The 15,048-nt window shown below is 58.1% G+C and carries 14 protein-coding genes; 2 read left to right on the forward strand and 12 right to left on the reverse strand.

Features of this window, described 5'->3' with window-relative positions; all coding sequences use genetic code 11:
- Positions 1-450: 450 nt before the first annotated feature.
- The 3 genes from DVJ77_RS21245 to DVJ77_RS19495 form a co-directional block, all read right to left on the reverse strand.
- A complete protein-coding gene (locus tag DVJ77_RS21245; RefSeq protein WP_162791597.1) occupies positions 451-816 on the reverse strand; it encodes a hypothetical protein in 366 nt (121 codons plus the stop codon).
- Between the two features lie 107 nt (positions 817-923).
- Entirely contained in the window at positions 924-1,616 is a 693-nt protein-coding gene (locus DVJ77_RS19490) for an SIR2 family NAD-dependent protein deacylase (protein ID WP_114847203.1), read from the reverse strand.
- Between the two features lie 223 nt (positions 1,617-1,839).
- Positions 1,840-2,160 (reverse strand): hypothetical protein, encoded by a 321-nt coding sequence (locus DVJ77_RS19495; protein WP_114847204.1) that lies wholly within the window; start codon positions 2,158-2,160, stop codon positions 1,840-1,842.
- A gap of 197 nt (positions 2,161-2,357) precedes the next feature.
- On the opposite strand from DVJ77_RS19495, the gene DVJ77_RS21250 reads away from it, so the two are divergent.
- Positions 2,358-2,552, forward strand: a complete 195-nt coding sequence (locus tag DVJ77_RS21250) for a hypothetical protein (RefSeq protein WP_162791598.1) — start codon at positions 2,358-2,360, stop codon at positions 2,550-2,552.
- 1 nt (position 2,553) lies between these two features.
- Here DVJ77_RS21250 and DVJ77_RS19505 read toward each other — a convergent pair whose 3' ends face one another.
- The 5 genes from DVJ77_RS19505 to DVJ77_RS19525 form a co-directional block, all read right to left on the reverse strand.
- A complete protein-coding gene (locus tag DVJ77_RS19505; protein ID WP_114847206.1) occupies positions 2,554-2,946 on the reverse strand; it encodes a hypothetical protein in 393 nt (130 codons plus the stop codon).
- Between the two features lie 200 nt (positions 2,947-3,146).
- Complete coding sequence (locus DVJ77_RS19510) at positions 3,147-3,635, reverse strand: hypothetical protein (protein WP_114847207.1); 489 nt, start codon at positions 3,633-3,635, stop codon at positions 3,147-3,149.
- 157 nt (positions 3,636-3,792) lie between these two features.
- Positions 3,793-4,341 carry an SMI1/KNR4 family protein gene (locus DVJ77_RS19515; RefSeq protein WP_114847208.1) on the reverse strand — a complete coding sequence of 183 codons (549 nt, stop codon included), beginning with the start codon at positions 4,339-4,341 and terminating at the stop codon, positions 3,793-3,795.
- Positions 4,342-4,749: 408 nt separating this feature from the next.
- Positions 4,750-7,851, reverse strand: coding sequence for a TonB-dependent receptor (locus DVJ77_RS19520; protein ID WP_114847209.1), 3,102 nt, complete (start codon positions 7,849-7,851; stop codon positions 4,750-4,752).
- Positions 7,848-8,135 (reverse strand): hypothetical protein, encoded by a 288-nt coding sequence (locus DVJ77_RS19525; RefSeq protein WP_162791599.1) that lies wholly within the window; start codon positions 8,133-8,135, stop codon positions 7,848-7,850. The genes DVJ77_RS19520 and DVJ77_RS19525 overlap by 4 nt, the downstream gene beginning before the upstream one ends.
- Before the next feature lie 124 nt (positions 8,136-8,259).
- Between DVJ77_RS19525 and DVJ77_RS21550 the strand changes: the two genes are divergently transcribed.
- Entirely contained in the window at positions 8,260-8,835 is a 576-nt protein-coding gene (locus DVJ77_RS21550; RefSeq protein WP_225428103.1) for a hypothetical protein, read from the forward strand.
- A gap of 140 nt (positions 8,836-8,975) precedes the next feature.
- On the opposite strand, the gene DVJ77_RS19535 is transcribed toward DVJ77_RS21550, so the two are convergent.
- The 4 genes from DVJ77_RS19535 to DVJ77_RS19555 form a co-directional block, all read right to left on the reverse strand.
- Entirely contained in the window at positions 8,976-9,524 is a 549-nt protein-coding gene (locus DVJ77_RS19535) for a tetratricopeptide repeat protein (protein ID WP_225428104.1), read from the reverse strand.
- A 2-nt stretch (positions 9,525-9,526) separates the two neighbouring features.
- Positions 9,527-11,863: a penicillin-binding protein 1B gene (mrcB, locus tag DVJ77_RS19540; protein ID WP_114847211.1), complete on the reverse strand. Its 2,337-nt coding sequence runs from the start codon at positions 11,861-11,863 to the stop codon at positions 9,527-9,529.
- 466 nt (positions 11,864-12,329) lie between these two features.
- Complete coding sequence (locus DVJ77_RS19550; protein WP_114847212.1) at positions 12,330-13,193, reverse strand: SDR family oxidoreductase; 864 nt, start codon at positions 13,191-13,193, stop codon at positions 12,330-12,332.
- Positions 13,194-13,231: 38 nt separating this feature from the next.
- Entirely contained in the window at positions 13,232-14,944 is a 1,713-nt protein-coding gene (locus DVJ77_RS19555) for a hypothetical protein (protein WP_114847213.1), read from the reverse strand.
- Between the last annotated feature and the right edge of the window lie 104 nt (positions 14,945-15,048).

Genomic DNA, 15,048 nt, shown 5'->3' on the forward strand with positions numbered 1-15,048 from the left:
CCGGAAAGGGTTCGCAATACGAATCAGTCGAACCGGCTCGTCTTTGAAGATCCTTTCGATTGACCATGAACTCTCACGTAGAGTCCAAATCGCCTGCGTTTCGCTAAGGCCCGCTAGAATCTCGTCCTTCACGTCGATCATCTGCAATGGCCTTCCTGCCATGCCGCCCTTAACCGTACTCGTCGATATTTCGACCCATTCGATATGTCGGAGCGGAACCGGTCCCCCGGGCCCTTCTAGATAACCCTGCACTGGCATTATCAGAAGTTGTCCCCAGTGCCCCTCCTGAATCGAGGAGCCGTCCCTCCAAACCAAGCGAACCCAGCAATGCAGTTCCGACCTGAGCCGGCATAACGGGGACCAGTAAGTCTCTTCTGAATGATAAGGGTTAGTAGCCAAAAGGCCTCTCGCTTTCGTTGAAAACTGTCTACTTTAGGTCGAAAGCGGACCTCACGTTGGGTCAGGATCGGTGAATGTTGACCTCGGAAGAGTGGCAACCACCGCGTCTAACAAGTTCGTTGTGCTTTCCACAATCCAGCGCCGATAGTGCGTTTCGATGGCGATTCTTTCCGAATCAATTTCCTGAAGTCGGTCAGCATTCCAAAGATCACGGATCCGGCCAACTGGAAACCTATCTGTTTCAGAGTCAACGCCAATAAATGGGCGAAATAGCAGTTCATCCAGTCCATGATTGGACCATCCCCACTGCGCCACATTTCTCACGCCTTCTGTGAGGCAAACCTTCTCTTCCAAGAGATCCTCAAGCGCCTTTTTGACCTGTCGAAGAACCACGGTGTTTGGGTAACCACTTTGCATTTCTCCCCCTCTGAGACCGCCACTTGCCCACGACTACGTCCGCCTCGGGCCGAAAGCAGACAGTCCCAGCTTGCTTACAAATCGGGCCAGCCGCAACATGGCGCCCCCTATACCGGCTTTCGGCCGGCGAGCCAGCAGGTCACCACATGAGGTACGACCGTGGTCGCCTGCCCCCTGAGAAACCTGAAGCCGTAAGGGACCTTTTGTGCTTCCGGGGAAATGAGGTATTTCTCCGCGGAGAACGGCGCCTTCTTTACCAAGCCCGCTGCGGGATACACGGTCAGCGACGTGCCCACCGTGATGACTCGCGACGCCGTTGCAAAGTGTTCGAGGCACGCTTCCATCTGCTGGACATTCTCACCAAACCACACCACATCAGGCCTGAGTTGACTTCCTTTTTCGCACAGCTCCCCAAGTTCGATCGTGGGTTTATTCAACTCATAGACCAGCGAAGAATCGACCGAGCTTCTTGCCTTTAGAATTTCGCCATGGACATGAATGACGTTCGATGAACCAGCACGTTCGTGCAAATCGTCGATGTTCTGGGTGATCACGATCACCTCGAACTTCAACTCGAGACGGGCAATAGCTTCGTGCGCCGAATTGGGCTGCGCAGCCAAGACGGACGTCCGGCGCTCGTTGTAAAAGGCCAGGACGGCCGATGCGTTTCGATTCCAACCTTCCGGGGAGGCAACGTCTTCGATGGCGTACTCGTGCCATAGGCCACCCATATCCCGAAAGGTCTTCAAGCCGCTTTCTCCGCTAACGCCGGCTCCGGTAAATACAACGATCTTTTCCACAACGATCCTTTCCGGCTAGGCCGCGATCAACGAGATCGATACATGTCCGCTACCCGCCACATCGACTGCCGTTAGGAAGCTACTGGAAAACGTCACGTTGCCCTGCTCCTTAGGGGATTGTTCCTCACATTCTTGAACTGTCCGCTATGGGTTACGGACCTTTAACGCTGGAGTTAAGCGGCGGCGTCGCCGTCCGCCTTGAACGAATTGTTAGCCACCATATTCACGCCAGAGCTTGTTGTAAGAGCTGAACCAAGTCTTGCGCTTGAGATTTAGAAAGCTTGATCGGCTGCATGCTCGCAGCGAGCGGCGCTTTGGACACAAGAGACATGCCGATAAACGACTCACCGTCAGATGACTCCATTGTGTAGACTTTAAGCGTTTGTGAAGAGAACGAGCCGCTGCTAGCCGACGCTTGGCCAATCTCGCGCTTAATCTTTCCGCCAAGCATTGCACCGGTAAAGCTGCCACTGCGAAAATAACGCCAAGCCATGTGGGCTAAAACGAATGCGAAGAAGGCCCAGAAAACGTAGTCAAACCACACGAGATATCCCCTTGCCGGCTAACGCTTGAGCTAAGCGGCCGCGGCCGCAACGTTTCGATCTTAGCGCAGCTTCCAGTCCGTGATCCGCTTGAGCGAATTGTTAGGTGTCATGGCGCGCGGCTTGAACTGCTAACGAGAATGCCGACAACAATTAGGATAGCCACCACCCAGCCGATCCACTCTCGCGAGGAAAGAAAGTGACCATCGCGTCTTGTTTTGTCGGCGTCGAAGATGAGCGACCAGAGCAAAAAATAAGAAGCCAAGAAACGCTTGCTCCCAGCTTGTCGGTGGCGCGTCTGGATGAGATAAACGGCTACGAGGGCGACAACGCTGAGAACGATTCCGCCAACAAGGTATGCGTGCTCATGCATTCAATGACGCCTAACGCTTGAGTTAAGCGGCGCTGGAGGCATCCGCCTTGAACGAGATGTTAGCCCCCAACTCGCCAAGCAACCAAGTTGCAAGCTGACGTGGCCCGCGCCGATTGCCATTGGAGCAATTCGCTGACTCGCTGCATGCAGAAAGGTAAAGCTGGCCGACGGTGCCCACCACAGACAAGCCCAACTCCTCACGTAGCGAAACAGTGTTTTTGGCGAGGGAAAGAAGCGTTTCGCTCTCTTGCGGCAGCCAATGAGGGCGGATCGTTTCCGGCAAGAAGTCAGAGTTGAAGAAGAGCATCTCACCGGATTGAGCTACACGAGGAAGCACCTGCACAAGCGAGTCCAACAGCGACGTCTCGGCTGCAGAAAGTTTTGCCTCTAGTTTGTCTAGCCGAGATGATTTCATAGGGTCTAACTACCTAATAGACGGACGTCGACGTCCGGTTATACATCTGTGCGCCCCTGCTGAACGCTGCCCCTAAAACCCTGACTTATGAGAACTTTATCTGCCCACGTCCTGCTAACAATCCGGTGCAAAGGCGGCCGTCGATTGCCGCCCTCGAATGTCCGCTTCGGGTCGAAAGCGGACATGAGCTGCCACCACGATCAGCCCTTCATTTTGATCATTTCGTCGATGTCGACGTAACCAACGTACTCCGCAAAAAGTGGCCTCATGGGCACTCCTTCGAGCCCAAGAGCGACGAGTACATCGTTGTGTATGGCGCGCAACTCCTGTCTTGCCAGCGAGTTACTTGAAATCTGAATGAACCGCTTCGCGCCGTAGTGAATGGTCAATATGAGTACGCCGCGAGCTCCACCCCAAGAGAGACGATGAATTTCGCTCACAGGGACGACTTTGCTCCCGAACAACCAGGATCGGGTTATCGAATGAGCGTCCATCGCGATGCGCAACGTCAAATCGAACAATACATGCATAGCTAGAACAACCCCCAGCGCGACGAAAGCACAGGCAACAAGAATGGGCGCTTGCCCAACGGCTTTTGCGCTAACCCAGAAGCATAGTGCGGTCCCGGGAAGGCCGACTAAAAGTGTCACAAACTGAGAAGTCGAAGACGGACGGTAGCTCTTGACCACGTGATCTCCTAGTTGCCGTCCCGATAGGTCCGCAATGGGTCGAAAGCAGACATTCGAGAGATCCCGCACGGAGCGCCGTTAAAGAGGCTCTTACACGAGACGCATCGATTGAAGCCTGGAAGATATATGGGCCATGGCCTCAAGCAAATAGTCGGGCCTAGGTTGCCAACCATGACTCCTTGACGCCATAGGCTTGAGCGATGCCACGCCAAGCGATGGCGTCGGCATTGATGCAGCCCCCAGCTTCTTCATAGGCATAGGCCTTCTGGCGAAACAGCTGCGCCATTGCCTCAACGTATGGCTCGTAGTGTGCGGCCACTTGCCTAGTGCTGTCGTCGTTTTCAAGGCAGACCGACACGAGTTCCCCCGACGAACAGTCGATACACAATTGAATGTCGCCATTCTCGTCGAGTATGGGAAATTGACTCGATTTCCAGCCCCAGAAGCCAAGGCGGTCAGTCAGTGCCTGATAGCCGCGATAGATGGATACGGCTCGTTCAAGCGGCAGGAACGACATGAATGCGTCGAGATACTCAATGCCGTTGTGCCACTCGTACAGGCAAACAAGAATCCCTGGCGGCGTCAGCTTGAGATCGGTAAACACCTGTTCAATTGTCTGGCGCGACAGGCCCGGCAGAGCTTCTGGCTCCGAGTTGACTGCTAAAACCTCATCGAACAAATTGCGCAGTGTTTCGAGAGTTTCCATAGGTTAGTCCTGGACCGAACGATTGAGATGTGGAGTCGCAGTCGCACCGGTTAGCAGAATACTGGGCGTCTACGCAATGTCCGCTTCGGGTCGAAAGCGGACATTCAAGCGCGGATAAGAACGTACTCTCTATCCCCTTTTTGTGACAATGCGCGCTCGTGGGCTTGGTCAGCACCGCGAGCCAGCGGTGGCCCAGAGCATCGTTGCTCATCGGCCGTGTTAACTGCCTAATATGTAGAAATTTTTTGTCAGATGTAGCTGAGGCGTTTGCTACCAAATAGCGACAGAAGTCGGAAAAGCCCGTAACCGGAGCTCGGTATACGGGTCGTCTTGTTGGACAGCCCCCTCCCTTACAACCAAGAGAGGGAGAGTCCTTTGCTAGCAGCCTCTACTTAAAGCGTGAAGCTTTTAAAGTGTGAAGTCGTATCGGGCAGACAGACGTACCTGACGTGGTGTGGTGTAGTTCAATTCTTGTCGATAGGTCTGACTTGGTGTCTCACGATCGGACGCGTAGCCCTGAATATAACCCTGGGCGATTTGACGATTGAATACGTTAAGTGCGTCGACCTTGAAGGTCAGCTTGTTGTCAGCCCAACGCGGCATGTACGCCACGTTCACATTGAACGTATAGGTCCACGGCGTACTGCCTGCTGTACCTCGCGGAGAGAACCTGTAGTCGGCCGAGGGCGGCACATAATTCGGCGAACCTGGTGAGGTGCCGGAACCTGCGAGGCCACAGTAGTAATAGTAAGAGCCTCCATACAAACCTCTATCGGCGGTCGGATAGTAGCTGTTGCAGCTAACCGAACGACCTGATGCCACCACCGCGGTTGCACCAATGCGCCATTCCGGAGTGATCTGGTAATAGCCAAACGCCTTGATCTGATGCTTGCGATGATTCGGCAATAAACCATTGGCACCCACCATCAGTTGCGGCAGGTCCCAATCCTGTGTCCGCGAGACATCGCTCTGACCACCGGAGCCCGTATCCAGATCAGAAGCCAACTGACCTTCGGTATTGCCGTAATTGCGTGAGAAGGTGTACTCCAGCTTGCCGTACCACTTCCCATCGAACGGATGCTCGGCAAACAGATCAATGGCGTAGTACTTACGCTTGAGCTTGGGCAGATTCAGTTCAGCAGCGCTGTAAGTCACCGTCTTGAAGCTGCCGTCAATCTGCTCTTGCTCGAAGGTATTTGCCACCCCAGGATTGAACAAATAGCAGGCGCCACCCAATGTCGGTGTACAGGTATCGTCAATGGCGCTGCGCAGAGTACGGAAAGTCGCCTTCGCGCCCCAGTTGAATGCCGGCGTAAGCTGATGCTGCATGCCTAAAATGTACTCATCTTGGAAATGCGACTTCATATTCTTTGCAGCAACGGTACGCGGATCGAGTGACTGACCACATTCAAGATTAGAGGAAACGGCATTACCGCCCGCACACGTATAGCCCTTGCTGGCATCCACTGGAATGGACTTGAGCCCGATCGGCGCACCAGTGCGCGGGTCGGTACCGGTGTAAGTGAAGTACTCCACGGTATACAACGATGCGGAAGCACCGCGCACGGCAACGTTATTCGGCGGAGCCAGATGGTAGCGACCGGCATTGCCAAACACCTTTAGCGTTGCGTCGCCAAAAACATCCCACGATGCACCGATGCGCGGCGCCAACTGGTGACGTTGGGAGATAAACGACAGACTATCACTGTTGTAATTGGTGAACTGCTCGTTGCGCAGTCCCAGCGACAACAGCAAGTTGTTAGTGACCTGCCAACGATCCTCGATGTACTGCGACGATTGCTCGACTTTCACATCGGCAAATTGGGAGTAGTACTGACGACGGACGAAATAGCCCTTATTGGAGCCTGAAACGCCGGCACCCGAACCTCCGGCCGAAGCGGGTGAACCGACGCCTAGGCCGGCATTCACTGCGGAGTTTTTATTGGCTGTCTGCTGAAACACCCAGACATAACCGCCCGCATATTCCCCTCCCGTGATGGACCGCGCCTCTTGATTGTCGGCACCGATACGCAGCGAGTGGTCGCCAAGGCGATACTCAAGATCCAGGCGCCAGCCCTCCGTCTTATCCTTGCTCCCGTCAGGAATAACCGTTCTGGCGAACTGGCATGTAGCGTTGTACGTGATGCCTGGCATTTGGTTGATGGCTGTCGTATTACCGACAATACGCGGGCAGTTCGGGTCGTATTTCCAGGGCGACTCGATGTGATTGTCGGTCTGCTCGCCATATAAAGCAGTAAACGTCAGGTTGTCCGCGAGGTAACCCGTGTATTTTCCGATGTAAAGTTCGCCGCCGTCCTTGGTATAGATTCCACCGGTTTGAATTCCATTATGGCTGTAGTTGCTGTAATCGAACCCGGTCAGCGCACTCTCGTATTGCTTTTTATCCGAGACTGCCGTCAGCTCAACGATGTTGCTGTCATTGATGTTCCAATCGACCTTCGCGACCCAGCGAGGCATTTTGTAGCTGTACTGATTAAAGCCGTTCGCTGCGCGCGGGTCGGCTGAGCTAACACGCACATTCGCGCCTTCCCTTTTGTCGATTTCACCGGACAGGTAGACGAACAAACGATCCTTGATAAGCGGCCCGCCAATGTAAGCACCATATGAGGTCGTCCAATACTGGTTTTTGTTGCGATAGCTGCGCAGGGTTCCATCCGTGTCTGGATAAAAGCCCGTTTGCGGATAAGGCGTATTACGCGGACTGGCGCGCAGCACGGCAGGCGACCAATAGGCTGCGACACCACCTTTCCATTCATTGGTGCCGCGCTTGGTTGTAATGTTGATGACGCCACCGGTGGAGCGCCCGAACTCGGCGCCATAGCCACCGGTCAAAACCTGCATTTCGTCGATGGCATCGAACGGTAGCGTGGAGTGACCTATCGCAGTCAGCGGATTGGTTACCGCATAGCCATTGATGTAGTAGGCGTTTTCGGAGGAAGCCGAGCCACCAAAGCTCGGAACATCGTAGGCGGAATTGGTAACTACACTTGGAGCCAACAAGGCGGCGGCAGCTATATCGCGACCTATCGGCAATTTCGACAACTGCTCGGCGCTGAAAACGGTGCGCGTATCCACTGACGATACGTCAATTGGCGGCAGCACAGACGCAACGACTGAAACGCCTTCGAGATTCTTGGTCACGTGTTCTGCAGCGAACGAAACCTCGGTGCCACCGGAAATGGATACCACGACGTTATCGCGCGTACTCACCGTTGCACCATCGCTTCGCAACATCACTTTGTATTTGCCGGTGGGCAAAGCCGAGATGCGATAGCGGCCGGCGCTATCCACCGGCACGGTGCGCGTCAAACCGGTTTCCATATTTTCGATGACAATGGTGCTGTTGCTAGATGAAACGCCGGTCTGGCCGAAGATCGCACCTGCCGCCGACTGGGCGAGCGCATCCGTATCGATCACGCACAACCCTAAACCGACGGCTAAAGCCGTGCGACGCAAGGGACGCGACATACACAAGTTATGGAGGCTCATACGCCGACCTCCTCAAAGCTAGGCGTACTTACTCGCATATCGGTTGCGGAGTGCGATGGTTGTTGCCATACCTCGCCAGCCATAACGAAGCCGGTCACCGTCACCGCCTCGAGCTTTTTCACTACCTTGCCAATGCCAGCCTGCTCGTCTTGCGCCAGCTCAAGCGCCATGGCCCCCGCCTGCCCCGGAATTGCCCCGGCGATGGCCAGACTCACCGCACATACCCAACGCGAACGCAAATGACGTTTGTCGTTTGCCGATGCCCGTACACATTTCGTGATCATGCTCACTCCTTCGAACTGCATGCCATCCGATGATTTGCTTGTGCCATGGACGGTCATTCGCCATTCCATGGCCTCCCTAGGTATTGCGTTTGACCTCTTACGTCCTCCCTGGTGATACCCGCGTATGTCGCCCAAGCAGCACGCGCCCACCAGAGATGTCGCAAGAAAAAACGCCAAATCAAATTTGCATAGCAAATCTGATTTGTCAATAACGCTGGGGGCGCTTGCAAGAATGGCTCGGCCTTTCGTGATTAGCGCAGCCTTGCCCTGGCCCATGACTAAACCCAAGACCAAGCCCAAGAAACCCAAGAAGCACAAGCCCGATCCTGAGTTTCCCAACCGCCTCAATCACTTATGTGACAGCGCCGCGGTGCCTGCTGACCGTGGGCGCGTCACGGCTGTGGCGAATATCTTTGCGGTGGCTCGTGAAACACCACGCTTGTGGTTCTTAGGGAAGGTGATGCCGGAGATACCCCGACTGATCGAGATCGTCGATACCTTCGGCACCACTCTGGATTGGCTGGTGCTGGGGCGTGGCGAGGTGAGCGCCCCGTACAAAGGTCTAAAAAATCAACGTGTTGGTGAAGAAAAGGCAGTCTACGAAACCCTCTCGGCGCAAGAACGCGCGGTCATTGCCGCCATGCGCGAGCTAAGTGAAAAACGCCGCGCCGGGTTGCTTGCCTTGCTTACAGAGCGCTGACGCCTAAGAGCCTGAAACAAAAAAAGCCGGCACTTTTTAGTGCCGGCTTTTTCTTTGCCGCTATGGGGATAAAAGCAAATGTTATTGGGGGTTTGCCACAAGCCTCCGCCTTCTCTTACAAGCACGGACTCCGTCCACCATCAATAACGAGGCACACCCTCGACGTGGCACTGCTGCACCCATTTGCGTGCGGATGCAGCACCGGCATCGTCGTTGGCCTGCTGACGCATCTCTACGATGGTTTGCCAGTTGCGCGCGCATAACGGCCCCAGGCGCGGACCAAGCTCCCAGGAACGGCGAGCCAGTTTTTCGGCGGCGGCATAGTCTTTGGCGCGTATCGCCAACTCCGCGCGGTCTTGCAACAGATCGGGGGAGTCCGGGCTGATTTTCAGCGCCTGGTCGAGCTTGGCGATGGCATCGTCGTAACGGCCGTTGCGCTCATCGGTAACGGCCACGTCTTGCAGGGCGGCCACGCCCGGATCACGCAACGGGTTGACGCTGATCGCCGATTTTTCTTTATCGCCGGCCATGCGAATGGCGGCAATGATGTCGCTGTCGTGACGCACCGGGCGCACGGATGGCGAGGGCGCGCTCGGCTGAGTGCAGGCGGCAAGCAAGCAGGTGGCTAACAACGTTGCCGACAACATCAAGTGCGGCGTGGAGGGGCGTGGCAATTTCAATGACGACATCTTTAATTCCGAATCGGGGCGGTCGTGGCGGGTGCGGGTGCGTCCAGCGGCGCATCCGGGCCACCGCCAAATACATTTTCTACATGCTGCCAGAAGCAGCCTGCTGGATCCTGCGAAAGGGTACCGGTAATCACCGGCACCTGTCGCACACCTTGGCAATCGGGGTCGCTGCGCTTGCCCTCTGGATTGATCGGTGCCATTTCCAAACCACTGCTTGGCGCCGCGGAGAGCGGGCTGGTCGGCAATTTGGCGAATAGCTCGCGCCATGCGCGCAGGCTGCCGGTGGCGCCGTACAAGCCGCTGGGCTTGTTGTCGTCGCGACCCATCCAGAAGATGGCCAGATGATCGCCGGTAAAGCCGCCAAACCAGCTATCGCGCATGTCGTTGCTGGTACCGGTCTTACCGGCCGCATTCAAGGAGGCCAGGTTGGAACTACCAATCGCGCTGGCCGTACCCGAGCGTGCTACCTGCTGCATCGCCCAGGTCACCAGCCGCACGGCCTCCTGGTATTCGCCCTTGCCGGTTTTGACTTCGTAGCGCTTGATGGTCGCGCCCTTTTCATCGACCACGCCGCGCACAGCGATCAGCGGCAACGCATGGCCGTCGGAGGCCAGGTACTGATAGAGCTGCGCTGTTTGCAGCGGCGAGAGATCCAAGGCACCGATCAGTAAGGACGGGCTGGGGTTGACGTCGCTCAAGCCGAAGGATTCCAGGAATGCCTTGACACGCGGCACCCCGACACTCATGCCCAAATGGATGGTGGCAAGATTCCATGAGCGCACCAGCGCATCGACCATCGGCACCTGGCCGTGAATTTCGCCATCGTCGTTTTTGGGCGACCAGATCGAACCATCGGGTTGGCGCATATCCACCGGCGAATCATCGACCGGGCTGCCGAGATTCCAGTGATCGGGCTGCGACAGCGCCACTAGATAGACAAAGGGCTTGACCAGCGAGCCGATCGGCCGACGCGCATCGATGGCGCGGTTGAAGCCTTGATCGCCCGGATCTTTACCGCCGACCACCGCCAGCACGCCGCCGCTTTTCGCGTCGGTCACTACGGCGGCGGCTTGCGCGGCATCGCCGCGTTTGCCGAGGCCTTTCAAGGTGGTGGTAATGGCTTGCTCGGCGTAGAGCTGCGCGGCCGGATCAAGCGTGGTGAAAATGCTCAGATTGCCTTGACTGAGGGTGTCGTCGTCGAAGTCATTGGTGATCTGCGTGCGCACCAACTGCATAAAGGCAGGGAAACGGTTATGCGGCAACTGACCATTGCCGGCGATACCCAGCGGTGTGGCCTGCGCTTGCTTGCCCTGCTCTTCGGTGAGCAAGCCGGTGGTGACAAATTGCTGCAATACCAGGTTGCGGCGCGACAGCGCGCGGTCGGGATAACGGCGCGGGTCGTAATAGCTCGGCCCCTTGACCAGGCCGACCAGCAGGGCGATTTCCTGTGGCTGCAGATCTTCCATGCGGCGGCCGAAAAAGAATTCCGAGGCGGCGGCAAAACCATGCACGGCCTGGCTGCCTTGCTGGCCGAGGAACACCTGATTGACGTAAGCCTCAAGAATGCGGCCTTTGTCGTAGTGCGCCTCGATCAAGATCGACATCAGCGCTTCGTTGAACTTGCGGGTGAAGTTTTGGCCGCGATCGAGAAACAAATTGCGCACCAACTGCTGCGTCAGCGTGGAGCCGCCCTGCACGGTATGCCCGGCGCGCAGATTGGCGAAGCTGGCGCGCAGAATCGCCGTGAGGTCGATACCAAAGTGATGCTTGAAGTCGCGATCTTCGACCGCCTGCAGGCCGGCCAGCAATAAAGGCGGCGCATCGGCGAGACGCACGATGCGGCGCTCCTCTTGCTGGGCGCCATACAAGGTGGCGATACGGGCCGGGTCCAGATGTGCCAGATCCAGCGGCTTGCCGCTGGCGACATCTTTCACCGAGACCACCTGCCCCTTGCCCAGGGCCACGCGGATGCGCTTGGGCACTTCGCCGCCATCGGGGCCGGCATAGCCGCGCGAGGCGATGATGAAGCTGCTGCCATCTTTGGCCCAGCTACCGGCGACCTGACCATGGCCATCATTGCTATAACCGGAGAACGTCAGCTCCAGCTCCAATGCGGCGGGCGTCATAGGTGTATTGGCCGCCAGTGGCAGGGGCCGCGCGTAGACGCGCGTAGGCACAGCGAAAACCAAATCGTTGAAACGGGCCTGCACCCGTTTGTTCAGCACCACGGTGTATGGCAACACGAATCCAAAGAACAGACCCATGCAGACCCAGAACGGAATGCGCACTACACGCCAGCACGCACCTGCGATGGAACGAAGTCGGGTCGAATCAGCCAAGGTGGGGGAAATCCTGAACGAAAGTTTGCCGATGATAGGACCAGCCGCCCGGCGGGCATCTGAATGCGGATGGCTTTTTTGGGGCGCAGATGGGGAAAAACGGGGAACGGGGAACGGGGAACGGGGAACGGGGAACGGGGAACGGGGAACGGGGAACGGGGAACGGGGAACGGGGAACGGGGAAAAGCTTAAAGAGCAAGAACAGAAGAGCAAGTGCCGAAGGGCAGAAGCAGAACACAGCAAGATCAAAAAGAACGCGGAGCTAGGACAGCCCCTCGAACATCACGTTCCCCATTCCCCATTCCCCATTCCCCGTTCCCTGCTTCACCCAACCCCCTACATCCGGGCCTGAACGCCCGTGGCATCACGCCAGGCAAGCGCTGCAATTCGCTATTGTCGGCGATCAAGTCGGCTTCGAGGCGAGTTAATGGGCAAAGAACGCGGAGCTACAACAGCCCCTCGAACATCACGTTTCCCGTTCCCCATTCCCCGTTCCCCGCCTCACCCAACACCCCGCATCCGGCCTGAACGCCCGTGGCGTCACGCCAAGCAAGCGCTGCAGTTCGCTGTTGTCGGCGATCAGGTCGGCTTCGAGGCGGGTTAATGGGCCACGCAAGCGCGGTACGGCGTGCCGCCCCAGACGCAGCAGCCAGGCCGGCAATGGCAGTGGCACCGTCGTTACCGGCAGGCTGGCGCGCACACGCGCAAACATGTCAGAGGCGGGCAAACGTTCGCCGCCACCGATCGACAGCACGCGCCCGGCCGCTTCTGGCTGATCGAGCGCGGCGATCACCGCTTGCGCAATATCTTGTGCATGCACCGGCTGACGCAGACCACGGCCGGCCGGCAAGGGGAACAAGCGCATCCGCATGGCGCGCTGGGCAATGGGCGTCAGGCTTTTATCCAGCCCGGCCCCGTAGATCAGGGTGGGCCGCAGCACCGTCCACGAGCAGCCATGCCGTGTGCAGACATCGATCAATGCGTTTTCGCCCGCATGCAGTAGCTGCGAGATCGCGCGCTCGGCAGGCACATCGGAGTCGCGCTTGGTTTCCGCGCTCATCGAGCTGGTGGCGATCACCCGTGGCCGCAGACTCAAGTCGGCGCTTTCCAGCCAGCGGGCGAAGCCAGACAAAGGGCCAAAGCTGATGATGGCCGATACCGGCCCAATGGCCGGCATGGCGTCGGGAAGTTCGCCGACCAACCATTGCACGCCGGCTTGTGCTGCACGCTGATGGCGACTGAGCGCGAGCACGTTGTCACCTCGCGCCAGCAGAAGCGGCAATAGAAAGCGGCCAATCTGGCTACTGCCGCCGAATACCAATACGGTCATGCTGATCTCGTTATGGATCTCGTCATATGGGGCCAGGGCTATCGCCCTGCTTGCACGCGCGCGGTCAGCTCACGCAGACGCGGATGATCCGGCGCCAGCTTGCGCGCGCTATCCAGCGATTGCGTGGCGCCGGGGCGATCGCCACGCGCAATTTGTTGATCGGCCTGATCCATCCATGCGCTGGCAAGACGCTGGCGTAGCTCGCCCTGCCCGACATCGCCCGGCGCCAGGTCGGACAAATCGGCCAGCCGGTTACCGGCCTGGGCGAGATTGCCGCTAGCCAACGACTGATTGAACTGACGGGCGACCACATTGGGCAACTCTTGCAAACCACGCCGCGCAGTCTCGTTGTTGCCGTCGATAGCCAGCGCACTGCGATACAAGTCGTAAGCGCTCTCGCCAGGCGGCAACATGATTTGACCGCGCTTGGCGGCCACATCGGCACGCTGCAGCATGCGCGCCAGCTCGGCGCTCTGTTGCGGCGTCAGGGTTGCCGGCGTGGCCTCGACCGGCTCCTCGGTACTTGGCACCGCGCGCGCCGTATGTTCGCGCACCACATGTTTCTGGGCATCGCTGAGTCGCGCGCGCGCTGCGGCCAGATCGGCTGACTTGGGCGCCCATGCCGCCGCCTGCTCGATCAGTTTGCCGGCTTGTGCCGTATCGCCATCGTCGATCGCCGCATTAGCCTGCACGATTAACGCCTGTGCGACCTGCCCCAGCCCCGCCTTGGCTTCGGCATTGTCTGCGTCCAGCGCCAGGGCGGCTTTGAAATACGCCAGTGCGGTGTCGTCACCGGGGCCAGCCATGCGACCGGCGCGCAAGGCATCCTGGCCGCGCTTGATGGCGTCATCCAGCTCACCGCTATCGTCTTTTTGTACCTGCACCAAGCTCGCGCGCAAGGCCGGCAATTCACCATAGTTGGGCAGCAGTACAGCGAGTTTGTCGATGATGGCGCTGGCTGCGACCCGGTCACCGGCGGTAAGCGTCTTGCGCGCCTGCGCCGCAAGCGCGTCGCCGACCTGATCCAAACCATGCGCCGCCACCGCATTGCCGGGGTCGGCGATAAGCACCTGGTGGTACAAGGCACCCGCGCCATCGGCGCCGTCCAGCCGGCCCTCGGCAAAGGCCTTTTGCGCCTGCTCGATCAAACTGCCCGTTTGTACGGTAGCGCCGCGTACCTTGGCCATGGCCTGAGTCAAGCGCTCTACATCGCTGCCGCCACCGAGCAGTTCGCGCGCGGCGGCCAGTGCCTGGTCCGCATCATCCAGCCGACCGGCCTGCAGCGCGGCATCCGCACGGCTGACTTCGGCCAGCCCTACTTTGCGCAAACCATCGCGCGCCCGATCGTTGTCGGGCTCCAACGCACGCGCCGCCTCGAACAACTCGCGCGCACTATGACCGTCATTACCGTCTAGACGGCCATTCTGAAAAGCCTGATCGGCACGCCCCAGCACATCGTTGAGTTCAGTACTCGGCACCAGCCCGCGCAAACGATCTTGTTCAACCCAGGCAAAGGCGATGACGCCTATCACGATCAACAGCAACAAAGGCAGCAGCCAGCCACGCTTACGGGCGCGCTTGGGTCGCGGCGGCGGCGCCGGGCGGCGGCGCTCGGGGTCGATGCTGACGTGTGGCAGACCATCGCGTGCCGACGACAGGGGCGATGGTTCATCCAAATGATCGATATCGCCCAGCGTCGGCTCGGTGCGGCCATGTTGCTCGGGGTCGTGGTGGTCTTTATGTCCGCTCATATATCCCTTGCCTCAACGGCAACGACAAGAGCTTAGCATTGCGCTATACGAGTACCTGGGGCATTAGTGGCGTTGCGTTCATGCGCGTTTAACTCCCTGGAGCC

Origin of the sequence: Dyella tabacisoli (assembly GCF_003350925.1) — a bacterium.
Classification (GTDB): domain Bacteria; phylum Pseudomonadota; class Gammaproteobacteria; order Xanthomonadales; family Rhodanobacteraceae; genus Dyella_C; species Dyella_C tabacisoli.

Excerpts from the sequence above, each read along its gene's own strand:
- DVJ77_RS19505 (WP_114847206.1), bottom strand. The coding sequence starts at position 2,946 with ATGAAATCATCTCGGCTAGACAAACTAGAGGCAAAACTTTCTGCAGCC.
- DVJ77_RS21245 (WP_162791597.1), bottom strand. The coding sequence starts at position 816 with ATGCAAAGTGGTTACCCAAACACCGTGGTTCTTCGACAGGTCAAAAAG.
- DVJ77_RS21550 (WP_225428103.1), top strand. The coding sequence starts at position 8,260 with ATGTCGCCCAAGCAGCACGCGCCCACCAGAGATGTCGCAAGAAAAAAC.
- DVJ77_RS19555 (WP_114847213.1), bottom strand. The coding sequence starts at position 14,944 with ATGAGCGGACATAAAGACCACCACGACCCCGAGCAACATGGCCGCACC.
- DVJ77_RS19525 (WP_162791599.1), bottom strand. The coding sequence starts at position 8,135 with ATGATCACGAAATGTGTACGGGCATCGGCAAACGACAAACGTCATTTG.
- DVJ77_RS19520 (WP_114847209.1), bottom strand. The coding sequence starts at position 7,851 with ATGAGCCTCCATAACTTGTGTATGTCGCGTCCCTTGCGTCGCACGGCT.
- DVJ77_RS19550 (WP_114847212.1), bottom strand. The coding sequence starts at position 13,193 with ATGACCGTATTGGTATTCGGCGGCAGTAGCCAGATTGGCCGCTTTCTA.
- DVJ77_RS19515 (WP_114847208.1), bottom strand. The coding sequence starts at position 4,341 with ATGGAAACTCTCGAAACACTGCGCAATTTGTTCGATGAGGTTTTAGCA.
- DVJ77_RS19535 (WP_225428104.1), bottom strand. The coding sequence starts at position 9,524 with ATGTCGTCATTGAAATTGCCACGCCCCTCCACGCCGCACTTGATGTTG.